The sequence below is a fragment of the Nostoc sp. KVJ3 genome (genome assembly GCF_026127265.1).
GTDB lineage: Bacteria > Cyanobacteriota > Cyanobacteriia > Cyanobacteriales > Nostocaceae > Nostoc.
In genome coordinates this window covers 47,415-70,821 of sequence record NZ_WWFG01000017.1, presented here as the reverse complement: position 1 = coordinate 70,821, position 23,407 = coordinate 47,415, and the positions used below count along the sequence as shown (strand labels likewise).

Here is a 23,407-nt window from a genome sequence, read left to right as displayed (position 1 = left end):
GGGAAGATTTTGAGAGCATTTCTACCAATACTTTTGCTTTCTCAACCTGCTTCACTTGGGCTGCTCGTCTTGCTAAAGACTTCAGTTCTTCATCAGGTAGGCGTTTGGTCAATTGCTTGAGGGAGTCAGCCAAAGCACCAGGGGATGAACCAGCACGCATCAGCAAATTAGTGCGGGAGAGTCTGTCTAGCTTGTCCTCTGAAGAACGTAGGTACTCGCTCAAGTCCTGGTAAAGTTTCTCCTCGCCTGCTGCTGGGTAACGGTAATTGTGGTGGCGAAGCGTTTGGGCAGTTTAACATCTACTAGGCGCGGGGTATTTCGCACCATGACTTCCCGCATCAGGGAGCGCAACTTTTCGGGATTTTTAGGGACTCGCCCATTCCTGGAATCGACATATTCTTTTTTTAAAAGCGGCTTCTGTTTGTAGCAGTCCCGGTTTGAGGAGGGTCAGCAGATTAAACAGTTCAATAAGGGAGTTCTGCACTGGCGTAGCAGTGAGCATGAGGAATAACCGCTTATTGAGGGCATTGACCAGTTTCCAGTTTAGGGTAGTGCGATTTTTCAGGTGGTGGGCTTCATCGACAACTACCAAGTCCCAAGTGCGACTGGTGACGTGGGGATAATGTTTAGCAGATTTAGCCGTGTTTAATGAAGCGATAATTCGCGGATTATTCGTCCAGAATTCGTCTATCGGTTGTTGTGGATCGCGGTTATCTGTGGTGATAGTAGCAATATCAAATTTGTCACTTAACTCTGATTGCCACTGGGAAACTAGGGATGCAGGAGTTAACACCAGCATGGACTGTACCATACCCTTGCTAAGTACTCGGCTATGATTAGTCCCGCCTCAATGGTTTTGCCCAATCCGACTTCATCGGCTAGTAATGCGCGTCCACCCAGTTGTCTAAGTACTTTTCGGGCTGTTTCAATCTGATACCAGTATTTTGTCAATAGCAGTTAGTGTGGGCAGGCAAATTAGCTGATCGTAGTCTGCCATTACCGAGAGGTTGAACAGGTTTAAACGCGCCTCGTAGAAGTTAATCGGGTCGTATTTACCAGCTTTCAGGGCTGACTTGGCAGTGTCAAATAAATTTGAATATAGTTTGTCTCCATGATGCATCCCTACCAGCTACTTTTGACCACTCCGCAGACACCTAACAGCTATTTTCCCGCATAGTGAGACTGTTAAATCTACATACGGTGAAGTTATATAAAATCTACTGGAATTTCTATCCAAAAATAAACTTTTCACCAGATACACGTAAACTGGAAACTAAAACCGAGCCGGTTGACCAAAGATCATCGTATCTTCTAGGAATAATGCCAGTGTCAACTACTGACCCTCTTTGCCGCATTATCGCCCTGTTTAACCAAGCGGGTGGTGTCGCCCAATCAACACTAACCCAAAATTTGGGATACCACTTAGCACGACGAAAACATCGCGTTCTCCTCATCGACGTAGACCCCCAAGCGTCCTTGACCAAATTCATGGGGTTAGTGCCATCTCAGTTACAAAAAACCGTTGCTGATGCCATTATCGACGAGCAGCCCTTACCGATTCATGAGGGCATTCACGGCATGGACTTGGTTCCAGCAAGCCGAGTCTTAAGTGGAGCAGAAATGCAGTTAGTCAGTGCTGCGATGCGCGAGTTGCGCCTTAAGGAAGCCATTGAATCTGTTCTAAATGAATACGACTTCATTCTTATAGATTGTCCCCCCAGCTTAGGATTGCTTTCCTATATCGCCTTAGTCGCGGCCACACACGTACTCGTCCCCGTCGAAACCCATATAAAAGCCTTTGAGGGAACAGACGAGCTTTTACAAACTATCACCCACGTAAAAACAAAGCCAACCGCAAAATCCAAATAGCCGGGTTTATTCCCACGCGGTATGCCAACCAGAACTCAGCCGACAAACGAGCATTAGCAGCTATCCAATCTCAACTTTCCGCTTGGGGTCGGATTTTCCCACCCATCCCCAGAGCTACCGCTTTTGTCGATGCGTCAGAAGAACGTGCGCCTCTAGCAGTATTTGACCCGAAACATTCTGTAGTCGCTATCCTTGAAGAAATCGCCAAGGCTTTGGAGGCTTTATGATCCGACGCAAACAAACAGACAAACCCTTTGGAGGTCAAATTACAACTCCGCCCCCTGCACCTTGGTTATCCTCCCCAGATGCCGAGTTGCCTTATGCTACTGAAACTACTATCAAACTTTCAGATATAGTTCTGCCCCAACACCAGCCCCGACGATATTTTGACCCACAAGCATTAAAAGAATTAGTCTCGTCAGTCAAGCAGCATGGCATTCTCCAACCTCTGTTGGTGCGTCCAATTGTGGAGGGAAATACGAATTAGTAGCAGGAGAACGACGTTATAGGGCAGGCATGAAGCCAAACTTGAAGTCGCGCCTGTGGTTGTGCGTGAGCTATCTGATGACCAAGCGTTTCAGTTGGCTTTGATTGAAAACCTACAACGATCAGACCTTAACCCTGTTGAAGAAACTGAAGGGATCTTGCACCTGTTGGGAATCCGGCTGCATTGCGATGTAGAAGCCGTCAAATCCTTGCTGTATCGAATGAAAAACGCTCACAGTAAGGGGGAACAGCCGTCAAAATCCTCATTAAATGAATCTAGGAAAAACGTTTTTCCTAACTCAGATAATCCACAAACTGAGGACAACATTTCTGAGCATTTAGCCGAGAAAAATGAATCTAGTAAAAACGTTTTTCCTAACCCCGATAATCCACAATCTCTTGACGACGTTTCTGACCAGTTAGCCGATGAAACTGAATCTAGTAAAAACGTTTCTCCTAACCAGATGAAGAACAATCAAACACGGTACAACAGGTGTTTGAGAGTTTGGGACTCATGAATTGGCTGTCGTTCATTACCACACGCTTACCTTTGCTAAATCTGCCGAAGAAATTTTAATGGCACTGCGTTCTGGTCAACTGGAATACACCAAAGCACAAGTCTTGGCGCGGGTAAGGAATAATGAAATCCGAAAAAAACTTTTGTCCGAAGCGATCGCTAACGATTGGTCTTTAAGCCAAATCAAAGAAAAAATCACAGCTTGGACGGATGATGAACAAGCATCGTCATCTAAAGCATCTAACCAAATACCAGACCGCCTTCAAAATATCACCCAGCGTATTAAAAAGCGTCAGTTATGGAAAGAAACCTAGCAAGCAAAAGCAGCTAGTAAACCTTTTAAACAAGCTCGAAGCCTTACTAGGGATGAGTGACTTTAGGGAAATTGTCAGGTAATCTCTACTTTTAGAGTCTTTTTACCTTTGATTCATGATTGGGTGCGAGGGGAGAAACAGAGATGGCATCAGATTCACAGATTCGAGCATTACTCAAAGCTTGGTTAGATTACATCCATGTTGAAAATTTGAGTAATGCCAAAGTAGAAGCTGACGATTCTACTCAACCGAACATCTGGGACTCTCTCGTAAATCTGGTAGGCGATAAATTATTAATAGACGAGTCTTTATTTAAAAAACTAAAGCAACCATTTAAAAGTGCAAAGAACTTTGAGCAAACAAAATTACCATCAATTGCTGTAGCTTTCCCGCAGCTTTATGTAGTTGAATCGAATCGCCGTCAATTTCGCCCGTTGTTCACTATCAACATTTCTCCAATATTCGAGGCAATTATCGCAGTAGCGGATGGAATTTAACTGAATATGAGTTTCAGCCTGTTATTCCTAATTTGATGCAGTGGTACGGGCTAGAGGAAGAAGCGGCTGAGTCCTTAGTCACAAGGGAAGGGTTGAGAGTTTTTCTCGAAACTACTTTCAATCGTCCCTTTAAAACGCTACAAGATTTTATGGGACTGATTGAAATACCGCCGTTTCCTGTGCGGTCAAAACTTCTCCCTTATCTATTGGATTTTGACTACGCTGCTTTTAATTACAACCTCAAAAAAGATTTTCAGAAAATTAGCGACCAGAATTACTTTCAGTGGTCAAGACCAGGACATCCGGCTTACGAAATCTGTTTGGGCAACCAAAAGCACCTCAACATGAAGTACTTTTTTTGGGTGCTTTTCCCAACTCCCAGGCGGATGACTATCAAGCACTTGCTCTCAAACATTCTAAGGATCAACCTGTTACTGCTGTGATTGGCCCACCGGGGAATGGCAAGACGACGCTGTTACTGCATAAGATAGCCCAGCAAGTGGTACATCGAGCAGTGGAATTAGCAACAACGGGTCAAGATAAAAGTAACCTAACTGTGGTAACAAGCACTAACAAATTTGCTGTAAATAACGTTGAGAAAATCTTAGCCAACAACTTGACCTCTGACCGTTTCTACTTATCAGGAGGTTCTAGGGATTTAGTTGAGAGCCAAGTGTTACCTAGTTTTGCAAACTGCACTCGACTGGTTAGCCAAAGAAACATTTAAATTAGATGAATGGGAGTCAGCAAAGCAACAGTTGTTAGCTGGTGTTCAGCAAATAGAATCTCACTCTAAGCAAGACGAGCATGATCTTCAACAGAAAAAAGCTGATGAGCAGTTATTAGAGGAGCTATGCCACGATATACAATTGCTCTCAGTGGCGATAAAGACTTCTGCATTTGAGTCTTCGTCACCATTAGAATTTGACCGCGACTACAATAAGTTCCCCCTAGAAGCTTACCAGCAGATAGGACAACATCTTGACAGTGCTAGGCGTTCTTTACCGAGAGAAGATTACAGGCAGAATAAGAGTAGAAATACCAACTGGTTGTCCAGATTTTGCAGACGATTAAACGATTCTGGCAGTTGATAACCAAAAGCAGCCCACGTCATATTCTCAAACGCTTGCACAAACAGATAGAGATGCCTGTGTTAGCGACCCTGGCCACCCCATTTCAATTTCAAATCCCACTAACAACTGAATCTCTCATCGCCGCCCAGCAGAGTGTTGACCAGCTTATTGCAGAAGCATTGAACTGGCAGCAACAACAGAATGGTATTGACAGCACACAACAGCAGATTGAGTCAAGAAAGCAGCAACTCAAAGACCTGATTACTCGCCGTTCTCAAATCGAAAACCGACACGCTACTTATCCCACCAAAGATTTTTACAGTCGCTTCTACACCGAATTGCACTCGCTGCAAGTAGAGTTATTTGAGTGGTCTTGGCAATTTCAGCAACAAGAAGCTCTGCGACGGAAAGATGAGGTGATAGCTTCCATAAGGACTTACATTGCATTATTGAATGGCGAATGGGATGCTTACCGTCAGTTAAGTCATAATTGGAGAAACATTTATCGGGATATCAGCCTGTTATTTCCGGTGTTTCTTTGCACTTTGCACTCCATCCGCAATTTGTTACCCTATCCCGATAGTGGCTGTATTGATCAAGTAATTGTAGATGAAGCGGGTCAGATTCCACCGCATCAAGTTTTCCCCGTTTTAGTGAGGTGTAATCGGGCTTTGATTGTTGGCGATCCATTGCAATTGGAGCCGGTTGTTAATTTAAGTGACCAGAAGAAAGATGAATATCGCAGCAAGTCGTTTCTAAACAGGGGCTAACAGATGTAGATTATGACCGCTACAGCCCCACAGCAACAACAGCTTATCACCGAGCAGCTGGGGAATCAGGGCAACCGCAAGATATTGGTCAGGGCATTATCCTTAAATATCATTACCGTTGCGTTCCGGTAATTGCTGATTTTTGCGATCGCTTGTGCAACTACGGGATGGTCATTAAAACTGAGCCTCAAGTTTCTCGGTTGGGTGCTAACCTGATTGCAAGTCATGTCGAAGGTCAACTAGAGAACCATGTTAATTGGGCGGAAGTTGATGCAGTAGAAGCGTTGATTGAAGAGTTGTTAGCGGCGGGTTATCGCTTAAATTCTCCTGACTCTGACAACACGATTGGCGTGATTTCACCTTACCGTCGTCAAGTAGATGCGCTGACTCAACGTTTAAAATCTCGTTGGTCAGATTTTTCCCCAAGAGCATTGGCACAGTTCACACGTTCCAAGGTGGACAGAAATCAGTGATAATTTTCTCGACTCGCCAATACTCTGCAACTGATAGTCTCTGGTTTATTAATCGGCGACCTAATTTACTGAATGTTGCTGTGAGCAGAGCGCGAGAACTGTTTATCCTGGTGGGGAATTTGGCACGAATCTCTGAAGGGGGGCATACCAGAGAGTTGGTGGAGTATATTAGGGAATTTGGGGAGATGCGATAATTTGAATCAATGACTTCCTGGCTTAGGCATCCATGTAGTGCTACTGCTACAGGGACGGCAACGGGTTTTGAGAACGGCATGAGTTAAGTTTGTTGCTCATCTGATTACGGCAATAACAGATCCCAGTAGTTAGTACCGTGGTAATATACCTTCTGGATCAAGCTGTTGGTAATACTCATTAGGTTGAAAGTATAACAACCGCGCCCCATCAGCGGCTAGCTGCTGCTGTTGGGTATATGCTCGGTAAACTAGTGGTTCTTTTCCTAAGTGCCAATAAGAATGAGGTTTGCTCAGTAGCTGTTTCTAGTGCTTCACTTGTGAGTCTGTTTTCGCTTTGTCTAGAATACTCCAATCAATCCAAGCATTGGGATCTTGTTCGACCTGTGCCTCTAATTCTTTCACACTTTGTTTTTGAGATTCCGAAACTGACAGTTTCGTTGTAGCCACGATTTCCTCTGGTAAAGCTAACAGGGAAAACTCGACACGTTCACTTTTTTTAGTGATTTGTTCCTCGTAAAACATATCTTCTAATTCTGCATCAACTTTACCAATGATATGAATGTGACCTTGAGCATCTGTTTCTAGCAAAACTCCATAATCAGTTTGGTAGACACCTAAATGAAAAGCATTACAGCCAATTTGCATTGCTAATTCTGATATTCTTGGAAGGGATACGCCCTAGCTCGACGGCATAAAAGTTCAGCAGGCGAAGTCTTAATTATTGTCCATCCTAATTTCCCAACGAACAAACCAACAATCCATAAGTCCCATTCTGTCATATAAGGACGATCTCGTAAGTCTGCATCTGACAGAAGCTGTGGAGGCAAAGGGATACGATGACAATTTTCCTGTTGAAAATCTGAGTTAGAGCTAGTTCAATCGCATCTAAACTGTTACAAAGAACACAAGTTGTATAATTCCAGTAATTGAATTTCATAAGCATCCTTATGCATTAGAAGAAACGATAAAGAATTTTCTACCCCATTATGAATGAAATGTTTGGTACGAATTATTTCCTGAGAGGTGACGTAGATTAATCATTGAAAATATTAATCTGGTTAATTTAATTTATTATAGTTTTGTTGGGCGGCCTTGCTTAATATAGTAAAAATGAAGAGTGGGAATTCGGATTGGAGTAATTGTTGAGCAGCTTTGGCTACATTTTCAGTATCAAAAGAAACACAGCTAAAAATAAATCCACAGTGTTCAGCTACTGCAAGCTCACGACGTATCTGGCTCTTTAATTTCTTCAGATCATCCAATTCTCTTTGACGTGTACTACCTTTAGCAACATTGATTAACCAGTATTGTTTCGTTTTCACCTCTGCTAAAGAACCAATCCTCTCACCTTTAATAGTGTGTGCTGCCCCAATTGGTGTAATAATCCCATCATAGAAAGCAGGGACTCCAGCAGGAGTTACTACCAAAAAATCACCTAGAGAACCAGTGACATAATCAGCATAAACACTATGAGTTCCACCTTCACTATTTTGTCCCCCTAAATGTTTTGTCAGCACAACATCAAAGCAGCCTTCTTCTTCTCCTTCTTCCGTCAAAATTTCAGCCCGCAAAAGATCTTCGTAGGTTATATTTCCATACGTAAGTTGTTTCTTCAATGTTTCTGTCTGTTTTTCAGTTAGTTTTGAAACTATTTCGTACTCTCTTTGACTCTGGTAATGTGTACCTGTGAGTGGATTCTTTCGCTACATCTTCGATTGTTGGAGCATTTGCAGGCTGCTCAAGAAATTTGTGAATATGTTCTTCCCATAGTTTTTCGAGTTGTGCGGGTAACTCAAGTATGATGTCTGGATCTATCCAAGGAAATGGAATTGGAACTGGTTCTGTTTTTTGAAGTCGTTTTTGAAACTCAACAAACTTGATGGTAGTTCCTCAGTACTGATATCAGTGGTTGTGTTAGTTAAAGTTTTATCTCTGTATGTGCCACTATCATTAGCCAAAAGTCCTTTTGTCACTGTTCCCTTCAAGCTGGTGATATTAATACTTCCCTCATGCGTTTGAATATCATTGGTAGCAACATTGCCACTAGCTACAACGTATACATCATTACTGCCTGTGATTTTACCAACAGTAGTAATAGAGCCAGAACTGCTATTCAAGCCAACGGCTCCCTTGCTTGATATAATTTCGGGAATAGTAATATTGCCGTCTGCTACAACATATACATCCCGATCAGCATTAATAATATTGTTAACAGTAACAGAACCAGAACTGCTGTTTAAGCTAACTTGTCCATGACTTGATGTTATTTTACGGGTAGTCACGTCGTAACCTGCTACTATAGATACATTATATTTACCAGTAGTATCACCTTGAATATTGACACCTCCAGAACTAAGAATTGTTAATTGATTTGCATTGATGCTACCAGTATTTACATTACCGTTAGTTTGATCTTCAAGGTTAGTATTTCCGTATAGAAAAATGCTGACTTTACCTGAGCCATTGGCAGACAAATTCGCTGTGGAGATGTCACTAGCAGCTTTCAAAGTGATATCATCCGCATTGCCACTAGTGGTGATGTCTTTGGTAGTAACAGAACCTAGATTGCTAGTCAGGCTAACAGCGCCACTATTAGCAAGAACAGTACCAGTGCTGAGATTTTGGGAAGCAGTAACAGTAGTACTGCCACCACTGGTAATATCAATAGTCGCCACCGTCCCCTGCTGACTAGTTACTTTTACTGCCCCATTGTTGGAAGTGAGACTATTAGTGGTAATGTTCTGGTTAGCTGAAATAGCGATATTGCCTTTGGTGGTGATATCACCTTCAGCAATAAAAGTTTTAGCACTATTAACTGTCAAGTCCTTAAGACTAGCATTACCACCAACTGCATTATTGAAAGTAATATTGCCCAAACCTCCTGTCAGACTAAGGGATGAAGCACCTGCACTGTTACTATCGACAGTATTTTTGAAGGTGATATCGCCGCCCTTGGAAGTAGCAGTAGATTTAGCAGAGTTAAAAGTGTAAGCACCCGTACTGCTATTGAGGATTGTGGGGCCATCAAAAGTAATATTGCCGCCTTTGGTGACAACATTGGAGCCAGTGAGATTAATCTTAAGTCCCTGCAAGAGGACAGAACTACCTTGAGTGGAAATATTGCCTACAGTAATGCCATCTTTGGGTGTTGCTGTTGTAGAAATGGGGTTAAGGAGGAACTGGCGATATTGTCCAGAGATGTTGCCATATCCAAGGATTTGCCCTTTATTATTGATGGCTGTAGCCTCTGATAAAGTCCAGCCTGAGTCTTGTGGAATCAAGCTGTTGAGGTCTGTCATTTTGCCATTGGTGTAGAGGAAAGGGTGATCAAAATTATAATTAAAATTATAATCACTGCTGGAGTCACCAATGATTTGACCAGCATCATTGATGGCGTTAGCACGACTGTATTGCAAGCCAGGGAGAGTGCCGAGGTCAGTCATCTGTCCCTGACTGTAGAGGAAAGCGTGTTGCGAGTTATTACCAGTGTTGGAATTGCCAATGACTTGACCAGAATTATTAATATCTGTGGCAGTGCTGAAGTCGCCTCCGGGCAAAGTGCCCAGTCCAGTCATATTGCCATTACTGTAGATGAAAGCTTGTCCTGATGATGTGTAGTAACCGCTATGATAAATGTGACCAGGTTCATTTCCATAACCGCCACCACTAACGTAAACAGAAGTATCGTGAAATACTTGTTGTTGAGAACCACCAACTATTTGACCAAGGTTATTGATGCTTGTAGCATTGCTGTAAATACTTGTAGCATTGCTGTCAATGCCATTCGGTAAAGTACCCAGATCACTCATATTTCCATTCTGATAGAGGAAAGCGTGATATTCTGGGTAAGATAGAGTAAGGCTTCCATCAAAAATCACTTGATAGTATATGGAAGTACTGGAAGTACCTACAATTTGACCAGAATTATTGATAGCTCCAAGATAGCTGTCACTGCCTCCAGGCAAAGTGCCGAGGTCGGTCATCTTGCCATCACTGTAGAGAAAAGTGTGTTGCGTCGTATTGATATAAGATTCACCCACAACTTGACCAGAATTATTGATGCCTGTGGCATAGCTGTAACTGGCTCCAGGCAAAGTGCCGAGGTCGGTCATTTTGCCATCACTGTAGAGAAAAACATGATATTGTGAATTATCACTGCTGATAGAACCACCAACAATTTGACCAGAGTCATTGATAGCCGCAGCATAGTTATTACTGCCTCCAAGTAGAGTGGTAAGGTCAGTGACACTGTAACCAGTATCAGTCGAACTTTGTGAATCGCTCAATCCAGATTGCAAACTGAGTCCAGGACTATTGTCAAGAGCAGTATTCTTGAGGGTGATATTGCCAGATTTAATACTGCCTTTTGTTTGCACTTTTAGAGAAGACCCGATGTAATCACCGAATTGAAGATTATTGGATGCTGAGATTTGGACATTTGTGGTGACATCAGTGCCAGTAAAAATAATTTGCTCACCAAGGTTAGTTTGAAATACTTCACCTTCACCATCGCCAGTCAGAGAAAAGCTTTCTGGATTTCCATTAGCATCTTGTAGAGTTAACTGGAAATTTTGATGATTATCGAAATTACCAAACTTTCCCTTTAATACTGGACTAGGATTTAAAAGAGAATCGTTACTATTAATTCCAACTAGGGACAGATTTTTCCCACTTCCAGTAAGTTGGTCTAAACCAGTCGTCGGATTGTTCGGAAGTGATTGAGATGCAAGAGATGTAGAAACAACTGATTGATTAAATAACGGTAAACTATCAGAGATAGTACTAACAGAATTACTGTAGTTAGTAAGAGTTTCCAGATTAGAGCCAATCAGACCAGAAGCACTACTTGTTGTAGATGTTTTTTGCAACCCTATTAATGACGAATTATTATCTGAAGCACTGCTGAAAGATGTTCCTGTCAGAGAAGATGGTAATAACCCTCCTTGAGATGAAGAGCTATCAGTGGGGAGAATCAGATCAGAAATTGGCATAAATTATATCTTTTTAATAAGAAATTATTGTGACGAAAAACGGAGCCGGATAATTATCTATTGAGAGTTTTTTATTTGCTCCCATAAGCCGAAAAATTCCCAAAAAAAATGCTAAATCAAGGTTTTCAGCTTTTGGGTGCATTGATTTAGTAGATAGAGTACTAAAGAGCCATTTGATTAATTAAGAGTTGAATAAATGCTTGCTCTCAGAAAACAAATATCTTTGATGAAGATAGTTGAGGTAAAAAATGATTTCGGAATTCTCAAGTTTTAAGGATTGGAACGAACTCAACACTTCTAGATATTCATCAAACCTCGAATCTTTGAATAATGCAGGTACTTGAGTTGAAGATAAGATAATATTTCCGTTTCAGTCTACCGAAGCTTTACGGAATTTATTGCTGGCTTGTTTTTAGGTAAAATTCTGGCTTGACAAGTGAATTTATAGTTAGATTAAAGTTTTTATATGTTTTAGATGTTTTTTCGGAAAAGAATTTACAAGATTTATCTAGCTGGCATTGACTGATTTATTTCTGACTGTAGAGCAGAAAATTGGTTAAGCATTCCAGCAGTCCGAAGTTTGTCCAGTACGTAAAGCACTGCCAATTGCTGTTCTACAAACAACGGGGCAGACAAAGGAATTGCATCAATTTTCGCTTGCAGTAAAGATGTACTTTGACTTCCAGCCTGTGCTAGTTGGTGAGGGGAAGAATCAGAAGTTTCGGGATGAGCAAGTCCTACCCATCTTGTTAGCTCGGCTGCAACATTTTTTGCCTCACCTCCAGACTGTTGAACGATTTGCTTCCAAAATATCCGCACAATTTGACGAGCATGATCTTCTAAAGTGCAAGCTTCATCAGATTTATATAAGGCGCTGACTATTCTGGCTTGGGCTAAGTTGAGCGGCATTCCTAGCTCTTTTTGAGAGTGCTGAAGAAAAAAAGCGTCTTCTCCGTGTTGCTGAAGTGTGACTGGTGCGAGTTTCCACAAATCCCAACTTTGCTTGAGCAGAAACCAATGTTGTTCTGTAATTTCACTTAGTGGCTGCATCGTGGCATGGTATTGAAAGCGTAAAAACATTTGCTTGAGTCTCTCGACTCTTCCGACGTAAGAGTCGGACAACTTCATCTGACTGGAGGAGAAATGATTGTAGAGGACGGTAGAATGTTGAACGTGAAGAAAACGAAACCCCACTATTGCTGCTAGAGTTAAATACTCCCGGTCTGCATCCAATTGAGTCTGTGGATAATTCCACACTTGTAACTCTTGCAAGCGCACTGCTGTAGAGCGACGAATTAGGAAGGCATGAAGAGGTTGCCAGTTATGCATTAGTCTCTGCATTCTTTCGTCGTCATTCTGTTGGAATGCGAAAGCAATTCTCAATTGACACTGCTCGTTTTGATAAAAGCACCATTGCCAATCACCATAGGCAATGTCAAAGTGACGATTTTGTTCTAATGCTGCTACTTGCAAGGCAATTTTTTGGGGTGTCAATTCATCTGAGCCAGAAAGCCATTGGATATAGTCACCAGTAGCTAAAGCTAATCCATGATTGTAAGCAGCACTCGCTCCTGGTTGCTGGCATTGAGTTAAGATTACACGTCCTTTAGTTGTGCTGGCAAATTGGCGACTAATTTCGCTCAAGTTCTCGGTCGAGTCGTGTTCAACAATAATAATTTCCAGATTCGGATAAATTTGTTGTTGGCAACTATGTAGACAGGCGGCAAATCTGCTGGCGTTATTACTAGAGATAATAATGGAAACTAGGGGGGCAGTGATTCCCTGGCTCTGATTTGGCTGGAAAGCGGGGAAAATGTATGACTTGAATTCTTCTACAGTAGTACGAAAGTGAGTTTCAATGGTTGGTCGCAAATGGCTGTAGCGGGCGTTGGCAGGGCGACGATAAAATTCTTCTAGGACTTGAAGCCCGTTTGCTAACCATGCAGTACAGTTAGATTGGGTAACGATGCTGTCAGGCAACCAGCGTTTGCGAACTAAATACTTGGGGATATGTACTGGAGTTCCGTGTGCAAACAGTCTTAAGTAAAACTCCCAGTCATGACAGCCTTTCAACTGTTCGTTTAATAAACCAACTGTTTGGAAGACTGATTTGGGTACGACGACTTGAGAGAGTGTGTGAATGAAGCATCGCCAAAGCATCGAAAGAATCAGGTCATCTGGATGGCTTGGACTGAGGCTCATTCGGTCGCCCTTGTGGTCAACACTTGTGATGGCGATATAGTTGCAGTAGCTGAGGACAGCAGTAGGTGTTTGTTTGAGAGTGTCAATTTGATGTTGCAGGTAATCTGGTAGCCATTGGTCGTCGCTATCGAGAAAGGCGATAAATTGCCCCAGCGCATTTTTAATGCCCAAATTTCTAGCGGCAGCAGCACCAGTATTAGTGGGTATTTGTAACAGTTTTACCTGTGGATAGTGTGTATGAATCCAATCAGCAGTCCCATCGGTGGAGCCGTCATCAATTACAATAATTTCGTAGTCAGTATAGGTTTGACAACAGACGCTATCGAGAGCGTATTTAAGATAATGTTTACGATTGTAAGTCGGAATGATAATCGAAACAGTGGTTGGTGAATTTAAAATCTGCTGAGGGGAGTTAGAGGTGTTCTGAGAGCGGTGTTTAGATTTAATAGTAAAATGAGCGACAACTTGCATAGATAGCTCATATTGGCTGTCTAACCCCCGCCTTTTGAGTGCGTTATTGATTGCTTTTTGAGACCAGCGAATCGGTTCAAACTGTTCGTTAGTCAAATTGCCAGAGTGACGGCGATAATAATAAAGAGGTTGAGGGATATGGTAAAAGTCGGTGACTTCAGACAGTTTTAGACACAAATCATACTCTTCGGCATAAGTAAAGTTCGGATCAATACCTCCCACTTGCTCGTAAACGGTGCGGCGTATTAAGCGGAAATGGAAGATCATAAAGTCAACAAGCAGCCGTTCTTTGGAATAGGGGATTTGGCAACGCTGCCCGATTCCATGCAGGTTTCCCTGTTCGTCCATTAGTTGATAGTCTGTGTAGACAAGTCCTACTTTGGGGTGATTATTCAGAATGGAAATTGTCTGTTCTAAGGCGGTGGGAGCCAGAATATCGTCACTGTCTACCCAACCGATATAATCTCCAGTGGTTGCTGCAACAGCCCCGTGGATAGCAGGGGCAATACCAGTATGTTTGGCAGCTATGACTCGGATGCGTTGATCTTGCTGGGCATACTCGGATGCAATTTCAACGGAGCGATCTGTAGAGCCATCGTCCCATATTAACAATTCCAAGTCCGACCAAGTTTGAGCCAGGACACTTTTAATTGCCGCAGCAAGGTAGTTTTCTCGATTGTAAACTGTGATGACGATAGAAACAGATTTTTTCATCAGTTAACGCCCAATTAGTAAATTCAGCTATGCTTTATCCGTTCAGGTAACATGATGAGTTTTTGACAGGAGTGCTGCTAAGAACTTTCAGTAGACCGAAAACTTCTGCGATCGCTAAAAAATAGTAGTGTATGATACCGTTTTTTTTTGAAATGTACAAAAGGGGATTGTGAGATGTGAATAATAAGATTTGCTTATAAATAAGCCCCGAAAATCAACCAAAATCAGCCAGATGGTAAACAAACTTCGCAGGCTACCCCATAGTTGCGGTCTACGGCTTGACGTAGAAATTCAAGCATCTGTTTGAGGGTAAATAAGTGAGAAAGAACTTGTCGAGAGCTTCTTTTTAAACGGCTAAGATAATGCCATACTAGATAAATCCAAATATTAATAATTAAAAACGCCAAAGCTACAAATAAAAGCCGAATAATGGGATTTTTAATAGTAGTTTTAATTCGGCACTGGTTTTTCATCCGATAGCTACTCTCAATCCCAAAACGAAGACGATAGTCATCATGTATCAGGTGTAAAGATAACTGTACTTTATAGACTGCGTAAATAAAAAACTCTCGCCCATGCGCTCGTCTTTTACCATTTTTATATGTACAAATTATCCATACATGAAAAGTGACTGAGCCATATTTATCGCTGTTTAAAGTATAAGTTGTTTTATAACTGCGCCTACCTCTAATTAATTGTCTAGTACCGCCATGTTTACCTCGAATAATTACTGGCATTTCAAAGGGGATATCAAGAGCTTGCAACCATCTGATGACTGGCACACAGAAGAATTCCCGGTCTAAATACAATCGTTCTATTTTTAGCTTCAAAGGCTCAATCAGAGCTAAAAGATAAGTAATAATTGCTACTAAAGTATTTTGTTGTTGAACAGCTTTAATAGCTAAGGTAAGTCGTTTATTCTTTTTAATTACATAGACAGTAGCGTAGGCATAAAAAGAACAAGTGCCACTTTTTGCTTGACTTCTATAAATGTATGGTGCTTCTGATGATGATGGTTCACCATAATATGGAATTAAGTTAAAATCGATAGCAATTTTGTATTTTCCTTTTTGAATACCATCTGGGAACCGACTTTGAAGTGCAGTATTTAAATCTGATTCCAGAGAGTTCAGGTCTGAATATTTCTCCAAATGATAACGAATATCGTTACTTGTGGGAACATTTTTTAATACTTTACTTGTGTTTTCTATGCTATCTCTTTGGGTGGCTGCCCTAATTAGAATTTCAAAGATATTTTTTTGTTCACACTTGCCTTGAGTCTGAATTGGAATATTTTCCGTTAAACAGTTTACTACTTCGTTCAAAGTTTTACTATCAGTTAGAACTGGGGTAGTTGCAGTCATAGCCAAACTAATTAATCCTCTAAATCGAAAATTTTGCTTCTTTACCCCAATACTTTACAAAAATTCCAAGACCAGCACCAGAACAATCTTCTGGTGCGAGAGCTACCCTTACCTTTGTATCCAAATCATTAGTTTTATTTATGTAATATTGGTCAACGCTTTTTCAAAAAACTGTATCATAAAATACAGTTTCTTAGACAACAATCAGTTTCACAGGTATTCATCACAGAGCGATCGCAGAAGTTTTCGGTCTACTGACTTTGACTAATAATTTTTCTGCTGATCATGATTTTCTGCTTAGGCGTTAACACTTGCCGCCCCGAAGTCTACGGAAGTATTTGTGAATTTTAACTTCCTCTTCTCGGTAATCTCTACTATTGAGTAGGCATTGCTCAATTTTGATACTATTTTGACGTTGTTAATTGCTTGCCTCACTTTTCGTTAGTGGCAAGCTGATTGCGCTATGCCGGCAAAATCTCTCCATACCACCTGCCCGACTGATAAGCATTAATATATTCAAAAGGTCTACAGTGTCTTTCTTTCCAGGTTTTAAGAACTCGTGGCTCGGAGTCGGCGTTAGCGGAGTGGCTCTTGCGGGCTTGCAGGATCTAGTTGGCCCAACCAGTAATCTTTCTGCCCGTAAGAGCCACCGACTCCGAGAGCGTAGCGGTCACGAGTTCGTCGGCTCAACACGAGCATTATCGACTAAAACCCCTAGAGCGTTGCTTTTGCTCCAGTTCATCTTGCTGCTGCTGCTGTTTAATAAGAATCTCATTCCAACTTAGCCCCTTGGGTGCAATTCTTTTAGCCTGGGGTAACATTGACTGAACGACCTCGGCGGCTTCATTTCCCCGATCATCGTTATTAAATGCCACCCCAATCCTGTTGATATTTCTGAGAAGTTCAAAGGGCAAGTTATCTGGATCATCCACTGCCATGTACATTGTCCTCACTGGTGGTTGCCCCTTGTGTCCATTCCTGTCAATCTCTGCCATTGTCAGCGCATCAATAGGGGAAGAACACAGGTACACTCTCTCGATTTTATCGTCTGGTTCTCCACCCAATTTCAGGTGAAACCACCCAGGAGAGCGATCGCTGTTTTCGGGGTACTCGGAACAGCGATTATCTTGGCGATGAGTATCCCAAACCAGTGCGCCTGACTTAGAACCGTTCAAAGAGCGCTTGATAAAGACAACATTTCGGTGCTGGTCTATGTAACCCAACCCCTGCTGCTGTAATGGGTGTACAAGGAAGTTTGTTATACCGCGTTTTTGAGTCAAGAAATGCTGTAATACTGGGCGTAGGCTTTCATCCTCTGGCGGTGGTGTAAACTGGGGTGAACGCTGTTTTTGCTCTCTATCAGATGCCAGTTGATTATTAGCGATTAGAACTAATGCTTTAGCTTCATCAGTAGTCCATCTGGCTGGACTGGCAAAGATAATTTCTTCAACATCTTGAAGTGGCTTATTATCTAATAATGCCCTGATAGCGATTTCTTTATCTCGGTCAGTCACTAATAAGTTTTGCAAGTCGGCACTGTAATACTGATATAACTCGGCTGAAAGATTATCTTTTAGCTTTGGTTCATCTGTGGTTATAGTTGGAGTTTGATTAAGAGCAATTGCGTCTACTGTTGTTTGCGATCTATGCAGTTGCTCCAAATAAACAATCGCTGCTTCCAGGTCGTCGAATATGGTTCTTCCGGCTGATAGCTGCTGCTGATTTTGAGAAAGTTGTTGTGTTAGTTCTAATACTGCTTCAGTTAAGGCTGACTCGACAGTTGATTGGTCAACATAATCAGAAATTGATGAAATAGCTCTTTTCTCTACATGGGATTGTAACTCAGCCGCAAGCTCTGCATCCAGGTCATTAAATGTAGCTTTAGCTGTAACAAGTCCCTCTTTGTATTGAGAAAGTTTTTGCGTTAATTCTAATACTGTTTCAGTTAAGGCTGACTCGACAGTTGATTGCTCAATATAATCAGAGATTGATAAGATAGCTCTCTTCTCTGCATGAGATTGTAACTCAGCCGTCAATGCTTCATCAAAGTCATTGAATGTAGTTTTCGCTTCAAGTAGCTGCTGCCGATATTGAGAAATTTGCTCTGTTAATCCTAATACTGTTTGGGTTAAAGCTGACTCGATAGTTGATTGCTCAATATAATCAAAGATTGATAAGATAGCTCTCTTCTCTGCATGAGATTGTAACTCAGCCGTCAATGCTTCATCAAAGTCATTGAATGTAGTTTTCGCTTCAAGTAGCTGCTGCCGATATTGAGAAATTTGCTCTGTTAATCCTAATACTGTTTGGGTTAAAGCTGACTCGATAGTTGATTGCTCAATATAATCAAAGATTGATAAAATGGCTTTCTGATCTGCATGGGATTGCAACTCAGCCGTCAATGCTTCATCAAAGTCATTGAATGTAGTTTTAGCTCCAAGGAGTTGCTGCCGATATTGAGATAGTTGCTCTGTTAATTCTAATACTGTTTCAGTTAATGCTGATTCAATAGTCGATTGCTCAATATAATCAAAGATTGATAAAATGGTTTTCTGATCTGCATGGGATTGCAACTCAGCCGTCAATGCTTCATCAAAGTCATTGAATGTAGTTTTAGCTCCAAGGAGTTGCTGCCGATATTGAGAAATTTGCTCTGTTAATCCTAATACTGTTTGGGTTAAAGCTGACTCGATAGTTGATTGCTCAATATAATCAAAGATTGATAAAATGGCTTTCTGATCTGCATGGGATTGCAACTCAGCCGTCAATGCTTCATCAAAGTCATTGAATGTAGTTTTAGCTCCAAGGAGTTGCTGCCGATATTGAGATAGTTGCTCTGTTAATTCTAATACTGTTTCAGTTAATGCTGATTCAATAGTCGATTGCTCAATATAATCAGAAATTGATGAAATAGCTCTTTTCTCTACATGGGATTGTAACTCTTGAGTAATCGCCGCGTCTAGTCCGTCGAATGCGGTTCTTCTTGCTTCTAGCTGCTGCCTGACTTGAGAGAGTTGTTCTGTTAATTGTGGTAACGTTTCCATCAAGGTAGACTCAACTACTGACTGTTCAATAAAGTCAGAGATTGCATCCACTGCTCTTTGTGATAAGAGTTGTTGCTCCACATCAGCAATCGCTTCTCCAAGGTCATCGAATGCGGTTCTTCCTTCTTCTAGCTGCTGCTGATATTGAGACACTTGCTCTGTTAATTGTGGTAATGTTTCAATCAAGGCTGACTCAATTACTGACTGTTCAATAAAGTCAGAGATTGCATTTATGGGTTGTTGGCTCTCCGCTGTTCGCCCGACACGATTGTTCAACAGATGTTCAATCCGCGCATCATCGCGTTGTGATTGGTAGTCAACTCCACGATGTTTTTGCAAACCTGGGAAGGTATAAGCTGCACCTAATTGTGTGCCACTGAAAGCTTGCCCATCTTTCTCGTAAGAAATTCCTTTAGATTTCCCATTTCTGGTAAATCCTGTCCTTACACTGATACCATCAACCTGCAAGCGCATTATGAATAAAGGCATCTGAGGATTGTCAACAGATGCGTTATCAATTGTCTGCTGAACTTGCTCCTTGATAGTGCGTTCTGGGAGGGAGTCGCGTTGCCCCAATGAATATTCTTCCTGCTCTCGCCGGATACGCCTGATTTGCCCTGTGCTGGGTGTCCGATTCAGTTTCTCTCTACTGCCCTGCACTTGCACTAACTCATAGTCTTGTTCGATTTGTCGCAGAACTTTTTCAGAGCGCACATAATCCCAGGAATCATGTACTAACAGCCCCGTGTCCATCCTAATCCGGCTGGCTGCAATGTGGATGTGGTCGTCGTCGGTGTTATGGTGGCGGAAGATAACAAACTGATTGGCATCAAAACCCATTTCCTTCATGTAGCGGTCGCCAATCTCGCTCCACTTCTCATCATCCAATTTATCACCCTTAGCTGCTGACAGTGAGACATGATAAACAACTCGGTCTGCATCTGAATTTAGTTGTCGAGACAGCTTAAATTCCCGCGCCAATTCACGAGCATTTCTCCCGCTCATGTTGCCGCCGATTAGTTTGGCATCTTCACGGGATTCTAAATAATCCAACAGCTTGCGAAAACCTCTGCCTTTAGTCTGCTTCCCAATCATCCTCTTCGTTTTCCTCTTCCGAATCTTCCGAATCAATGTCATCCGAGGCAATGTCTCGTCTGCACTGATGCAACAGTTCTAAAAGTTCTCTTAGTAGTTCTGGTGAAGCCGGTAAAGTTCGCCCAATTTTTAGGGCTGTGTTGGTTGCCTTGACAAGCTGGTTTAGGTTGTTGCCGATTTGTCCTAATTCCCAATATGTTTGCAGGCTAATTTTACTTAGTCGTTTGGGTAATGGACGCATCAACGCATTACGTCTTATGAGTTCACTTGCTGACATCCCCGCATCAAGTGATTTTATTCGCAGCAAGTCCAGTTCGATGTCGCTCAATCTCACTGGAAAAATATGCTTTCGGACTAGAGCTTTAGACTGCTTGCGGTTCGCCATAATTCGAGATATTTAGGGACATTGCGAGGGGGGTTTTTAGGGGGGTGAAACCCCACTAAACCAGCTTTGCCGTTCGAGCGCAGCGAGACAAAGCGTAAGCTTTGAGGCATGGCTGGCTTCTAGCCCATTTTGGGGGTAGGGGAGGTTTCAAGTGCTACGTATGTACGGAGGCACAGCGAGAGGCTGGGGGCGAGGGAACGACAGCGTAGCTGGGGAGACGGTTTCGGGTGATTACGGGTGGGATGAAGAACGATGACAGCGTAGCTGTTTCGTCATAATTATATCAGTATTTGCTGAATCACTACGGCGGCGTAGCCGGGATAGTTTGGCTACAGTCAGCAACAGTCAACATCGGGGGAACATAGCAACAGCGTAGCTGGAGCGGGAGAAATATATCAGCATCTAATAAATTATGGTGACGGCGTAGCAGCAACAAAAATTCTAATCAGCGTAGCTGAAACCAGCTTTTTAGGAGGAGTTATACTTTTTGAAAAATAGTGGAAAATAAGGGAATTATGATAATCAATTTAATTTCATAGCAATGGTTGAGCCAAAAGATTCTGGTCAGATTACTAAAGGCAAGATTGATAAGGCGATTACTGCCTTAAAGGATCTCAAGCCGAAAGAGCGGGATAGTGTATCGGACAGAGAAGCCGTTCGCAAGATGAGACGGTATATCGAGAAACTGACCTCTGATAAGTATGGCTACAGTTATGATGAAGTATCGGAGATGCTGAAGGGTTTGGGGATTAATTTGACTGGTAGCAGAATCAAATATTTAATCGGTGAGTTGAAAAAAAGCACTCATCGCCGTCAAAAGACCGACTCAAGTGGCAACAGTAGTACTTTATCAAATCCGGCTACTGAAACTCAGCCAACGGTGGGGAATACTGCGATTGAAAATACTGCGATTGAAACTGAGTCAGTAGTGGTAAATACTACGTCAGTTCAAGCTAGTAGTGAGGCGGAGAAATCAACAGTCAATAGTACAAAGGGCAAGAGAAAAAGTAAACAGCCTTTCTCGCAGGAGCAATCGGCACAATCAAACCTAGAGAGTGAATTAAACAACCCTGCCTTTCAACCAAAACTTTACAGTGCTGAAGATTTATAAACTGGTTGAATTATGAGTCAAACTTACCCGATTAATGGAGAAAGAGCAGCACTGAATAAAAGAATAGTAGTGTGTACTGGAGAAAAGGGAGGCACAGGTAAAAGTATTGTGGCTAGGTTTCTATTAGATATGTACTTGGCCAACTTGATTCATGTTGTAGCGTATGACTGCGACTCTAACAATCCACAACTTTGGAGACACTATAACAGAGTTGTAAATGGAGGGGTCAAAACAATCAAATTTAATCAACATGGGTTTAACGAGATTTTCAAGAATGATTTACAGCAATTAAGTCCTACTGTAGCTTTAATGGATCTGCCGTCTGGAGTGGGAGATTATTTTAAGGATTTTGTTCAAGATGTGCAATCGTCAAGCTTGGGCTATCGCATTACTATGGTATCGGTACTAGGCAGAGTCAAAGACAGCGTAATTCAACTCAAACGATTAATAGAAGCTTGTGGTCATCAGGTTGATTATGTAGTGGTGAGAAATTTGTATTGGGGTGAAGACGAAAAAGCGTTCATCAAGTACAACTCATCTAAAACCAGACAAGCTGTATTGGAGTTAGGAGCAATAGAGGTAGATTTTTTTCCTATAGTAGATAGAGTTATCGATAGAATTGATTCACTTGACGCAGGCTTTACAGAAGCAGTGAACTATGAAGAAATAGAGGTTTCCGTTATGGGCAGGTTAACTGCATGGATTACTAGAAATGAGCCGGAGTTGATTAAAGCTGGCTTATTTTTAAGGCTTGAAGGCGCAAAATCCAGAAATTATCAAACCCTAAAGCAAGTAATAATTTAAGGGATTTGAATGTAAATTAATTAACCGCTTAACTCCGGTAAAATCTCTCTCAAGAGCAGCGTAACGCTAGAGCAACTCAGAAGCATTCATAAGCAGATACACAAAAGTGTTATTGGTAGGAGAAATACAACATGGGCGAGGCCAAACGGCGCAAAACGTTAGATCCTAATTATGGAAGAGTTCGTCAGTCTCCCAAAAACAATGTACAAAATGATATATCGCCTCTAGTAAATGCCTTAATTAATTTACCTAACAATTTATGTTGGGAGCTTTTTACTGCGGGAAACTCTAGCGATTGGTTGGGAGATGAAATCGAGATTCCCATAGACAAAGATACCCAATCAATTATCTCAAGATTGTTCAGCCGGGATCACCTCAGCCCGATTGATGCACAAACTATTGAAAATATATCTACTGTCTGTTCAGTTCAGAGGCAGAATAATCATGAGATTTGGTGCGACTTATATCGCATAGTTTGTCTTGTGGATGAGGAAATTCTCCTCAAAGTTCTAAAAAATAAATCTCTAGAAGAAACAGACTACTCACTGCGCTCAATGATTCTGTTTGAAATGGCTTGCCCATGTATTCTCGATGACGACGAGGAGTTTTGGTCGGATGACACCTCCCCAACCCCCACAGAGATTTCAAACTTTTTATTTGAGCGCCTGTCCAAAGAGAAATACAGTAATACTGAGGTACAACAACTGAAAGCATTTTGCTCTCGTATCGGGTCGCTCTTTTCTCGAAAGTGGGCAGAACACTGGTTTGAACTTGAAGAAGAAGTTTACTAATAAGCGAATTTTAGTGAGCTTTTGAGTTACTTTCCTTCTGTTGACACCTTTGAGTCGCTAAAAGCCGAAGATGTATCTGGCTGACTGGCTGGCTGGCTTTAAATCCATTATTGGGGATTAATGGGTCAATGACTTTAGGCCAGTGTGGATTGTCCAGTAAAACTGTATATCTATTTAATTACCGTTAGTGGACGGAACGAAAAACAGGCATTTTGGGACGAATGTAGTCCTAACTATCACAT

19 protein-coding genes and 3 pseudogenes are annotated in these 23,407 nt (G+C 41.8%); 11 read left to right on the top strand and 11 right to left on the bottom strand.

What is annotated here, in order from left to right; translation table 11 throughout:
- The 3 genes and pseudogenes from GTQ43_RS41055 to GTQ43_RS41045 form a co-directional block, all read right to left on the bottom strand.
- Positions 1-223 (bottom strand): annotated as a pseudogene (locus GTQ43_RS41055) (ATP-dependent helicase); the annotation flags it as partial.
- A gap of 141 nt (positions 224-364) precedes the next feature.
- On the bottom strand, positions 365-811 hold the full coding sequence (locus GTQ43_RS41050) for an SNF2-related protein (protein WP_265278361.1): 447 nt from the start codon (positions 809-811) through the stop codon (positions 365-367).
- Positions 812-925: 114 nt separating this feature from the next.
- A complete protein-coding gene (locus GTQ43_RS41045; RefSeq protein ID WP_265278360.1) occupies positions 926-1,120 on the bottom strand; it encodes a hypothetical protein in 195 nt (64 codons plus the stop codon).
- A 200-nt stretch (positions 1,121-1,320) separates the two neighbouring features.
- Between GTQ43_RS41045 and GTQ43_RS41040 the strand changes: the two are divergent.
- The 8 genes and pseudogenes from GTQ43_RS41040 (at position 1,321) to GTQ43_RS41000 (ending at position 6,193) form a co-directional block, all read left to right on the top strand.
- A pseudogene (locus GTQ43_RS41040) lies at positions 1,321-2,096 on the top strand (ParA family protein).
- A pseudogene (locus GTQ43_RS42050) lies at positions 2,093-3,268 on the top strand (ParB/RepB/Spo0J family partition protein). The pseudogenes GTQ43_RS41040 and GTQ43_RS42050 overlap by 4 nt, the downstream one beginning before the upstream one ends.
- Positions 3,269-3,329: 61 nt before the next feature.
- Entirely contained in the window at positions 3,330-3,683 is a 354-nt protein-coding gene (locus GTQ43_RS41025) for a hypothetical protein (protein WP_265278358.1), read from the top strand.
- Positions 3,684-3,966: 283 nt separating this feature from the next.
- Entirely contained in the window at positions 3,967-4,410 is a 444-nt protein-coding gene (locus tag GTQ43_RS41020) for an AAA domain-containing protein (protein WP_265278357.1), read from the top strand.
- Positions 4,370-4,774 (top strand): hypothetical protein, encoded by a 405-nt coding sequence (locus GTQ43_RS41015; RefSeq protein WP_265278356.1) that lies wholly within the window; start codon positions 4,370-4,372, stop codon positions 4,772-4,774. The genes GTQ43_RS41020 and GTQ43_RS41015 overlap by 41 nt, the downstream gene beginning before the upstream one ends.
- 59 nt (positions 4,775-4,833) lie before the next feature.
- Positions 4,834-5,526, top strand: a complete 693-nt coding sequence (locus GTQ43_RS41010) for an AAA domain-containing protein (RefSeq protein ID WP_265278355.1) — start codon at positions 4,834-4,836, stop codon at positions 5,524-5,526.
- A gap of 167 nt (positions 5,527-5,693) precedes the next feature.
- Complete coding sequence (locus GTQ43_RS41005; protein WP_265278354.1) at positions 5,694-5,999, top strand: AAA domain-containing protein; 306 nt, start codon at positions 5,694-5,696, stop codon at positions 5,997-5,999.
- Entirely contained in the window at positions 5,996-6,193 is a 198-nt protein-coding gene (locus GTQ43_RS41000; RefSeq protein ID WP_265278352.1) for a hypothetical protein, read from the top strand. The genes GTQ43_RS41005 and GTQ43_RS41000 overlap by 4 nt, the downstream gene beginning before the upstream one ends.
- A gap of 303 nt (positions 6,194-6,496) precedes the next feature.
- Here GTQ43_RS41000 and GTQ43_RS40995 read toward each other — a convergent pair whose 3' ends face one another.
- From GTQ43_RS40995 to GTQ43_RS40960, 8 genes are all read right to left on the bottom strand, one after another.
- Positions 6,497-6,838 carry a hypothetical protein gene (locus GTQ43_RS40995; RefSeq protein WP_265278351.1) on the bottom strand — a complete coding sequence of 114 codons (342 nt, stop codon included), beginning with the start codon at positions 6,836-6,838 and terminating at the stop codon, positions 6,497-6,499.
- Positions 6,839-6,840: 2 nt separating this feature from the next.
- Positions 6,841-7,020 (bottom strand): hypothetical protein, encoded by a 180-nt coding sequence (locus GTQ43_RS40990; protein ID WP_265278350.1) that lies wholly within the window; start codon positions 7,018-7,020, stop codon positions 6,841-6,843.
- Between the two features lie 231 nt (positions 7,021-7,251).
- Entirely contained in the window at positions 7,252-7,809 is a 558-nt protein-coding gene (locus GTQ43_RS40985; protein WP_265278349.1) for a hypothetical protein, read from the bottom strand.
- 195 nt (positions 7,810-8,004) lie between these two features.
- Positions 8,005-11,184, bottom strand: coding sequence for a hypothetical protein (locus tag GTQ43_RS40980; protein WP_265278348.1), 3,180 nt, complete (start codon positions 11,182-11,184; stop codon positions 8,005-8,007).
- Positions 11,185-11,688: 504 nt separating this feature from the next.
- On the bottom strand, positions 11,689-14,571 hold the full coding sequence (locus GTQ43_RS40975; RefSeq protein WP_265278347.1) for a glycosyltransferase family 2 protein: 2,883 nt from the start codon (positions 14,569-14,571) through the stop codon (positions 11,689-11,691).
- A gap of 224 nt (positions 14,572-14,795) precedes the next feature.
- Positions 14,796-15,935, bottom strand: coding sequence for an ISH3 family transposase (locus tag GTQ43_RS40970; RefSeq protein WP_265278346.1), 1,140 nt, complete (start codon positions 15,933-15,935; stop codon positions 14,796-14,798).
- A gap of 698 nt (positions 15,936-16,633) precedes the next feature.
- Positions 16,634-20,074, bottom strand: a complete 3,441-nt coding sequence (locus tag GTQ43_RS40965) for a relaxase/mobilization nuclease domain-containing protein (RefSeq protein ID WP_265278345.1) — start codon at positions 20,072-20,074, stop codon at positions 16,634-16,636.
- The gene (locus GTQ43_RS40960; protein WP_265278344.1) at positions 20,055-20,459 is read right to left on the bottom strand and encodes a plasmid mobilization protein; all 405 of its coding nucleotides are present in this window, start codon (positions 20,457-20,459) and stop codon (positions 20,055-20,057) included. Before GTQ43_RS40960 ends, GTQ43_RS40965 begins: the two co-directional genes overlap by 20 nt.
- Positions 20,460-21,000: 541 nt before the next feature.
- Between GTQ43_RS40960 and GTQ43_RS40955 the strand changes: the two genes are divergently transcribed.
- The 3 genes from GTQ43_RS40955 to GTQ43_RS40945 all read left to right on the top strand — a co-directional run bounded on the left by GTQ43_RS40955 (position 21,001) and on the right by GTQ43_RS40945 (position 23,165).
- Positions 21,001-21,570: a hypothetical protein gene (locus tag GTQ43_RS40955; protein WP_265278342.1), complete on the top strand. Its 570-nt coding sequence runs from the start codon at positions 21,001-21,003 to the stop codon at positions 21,568-21,570.
- A 12-nt stretch (positions 21,571-21,582) separates the two neighbouring features.
- A complete protein-coding gene (locus GTQ43_RS40950) occupies positions 21,583-22,374 on the top strand; it encodes a hypothetical protein (RefSeq protein ID WP_265278340.1) in 792 nt (263 codons plus the stop codon).
- A gap of 131 nt (positions 22,375-22,505) precedes the next feature.
- On the top strand, positions 22,506-23,165 hold the full coding sequence (locus GTQ43_RS40945; RefSeq protein ID WP_265278339.1) for a hypothetical protein: 660 nt from the start codon (positions 22,506-22,508) through the stop codon (positions 23,163-23,165).
- Positions 23,166-23,407: the final 242 nt, after the last annotated feature.

Coding starts and splice junctions, on each gene's coding strand:
- GTQ43_RS41050 (WP_265278361.1), bottom strand. CDS start 811: ATGGTACAGTCCATGCTGGTGTTAACTCCTGCATCCCTAGTTTCCCAG.
- GTQ43_RS41045 (WP_265278360.1), bottom strand. CDS start 1,120: ATGCATCATGGAGACAAACTATATTCAAATTTATTTGACACTGCCAAG.
- GTQ43_RS41025 (WP_265278358.1), top strand. CDS start 3,330: ATGGCATCAGATTCACAGATTCGAGCATTACTCAAAGCTTGGTTAGAT.
- GTQ43_RS41005 (WP_265278354.1), top strand. CDS start 5,694: ATGGTCATTAAAACTGAGCCTCAAGTTTCTCGGTTGGGTGCTAACCTG.
- GTQ43_RS40995 (WP_265278351.1), bottom strand. CDS start 6,838: ATGCAAATTGGCTGTAATGCTTTTCATTTAGGTGTCTACCAAACTGAT.
- GTQ43_RS40980 (WP_265278348.1), bottom strand. CDS start 11,184: ATGCCAATTTCTGATCTGATTCTCCCCACTGATAGCTCTTCATCTCAA.
- GTQ43_RS40975 (WP_265278347.1), bottom strand. CDS start 14,571: ATGAAAAAATCTGTTTCTATCGTCATCACAGTTTACAATCGAGAAAAC.
- GTQ43_RS40970 (WP_265278346.1), bottom strand. CDS start 15,935: ATGACTGCAACTACCCCAGTTCTAACTGATAGTAAAACTTTGAACGAA.
- GTQ43_RS40965 (WP_265278345.1), bottom strand. CDS start 20,074: ATGATTGGGAAGCAGACTAAAGGCAGAGGTTTTCGCAAGCTGTTGGAT.
- GTQ43_RS40960 (WP_265278344.1), bottom strand. CDS start 20,459: ATGGCGAACCGCAAGCAGTCTAAAGCTCTAGTCCGAAAGCATATTTTT.
- GTQ43_RS40955 (WP_265278342.1), top strand. CDS start 21,001: ATGGTTGAGCCAAAAGATTCTGGTCAGATTACTAAAGGCAAGATTGAT.
- GTQ43_RS40950 (WP_265278340.1), top strand. CDS start 21,583: ATGAGTCAAACTTACCCGATTAATGGAGAAAGAGCAGCACTGAATAAA.
- GTQ43_RS40945 (WP_265278339.1), top strand. CDS start 22,506: ATGGGCGAGGCCAAACGGCGCAAAACGTTAGATCCTAATTATGGAAGA.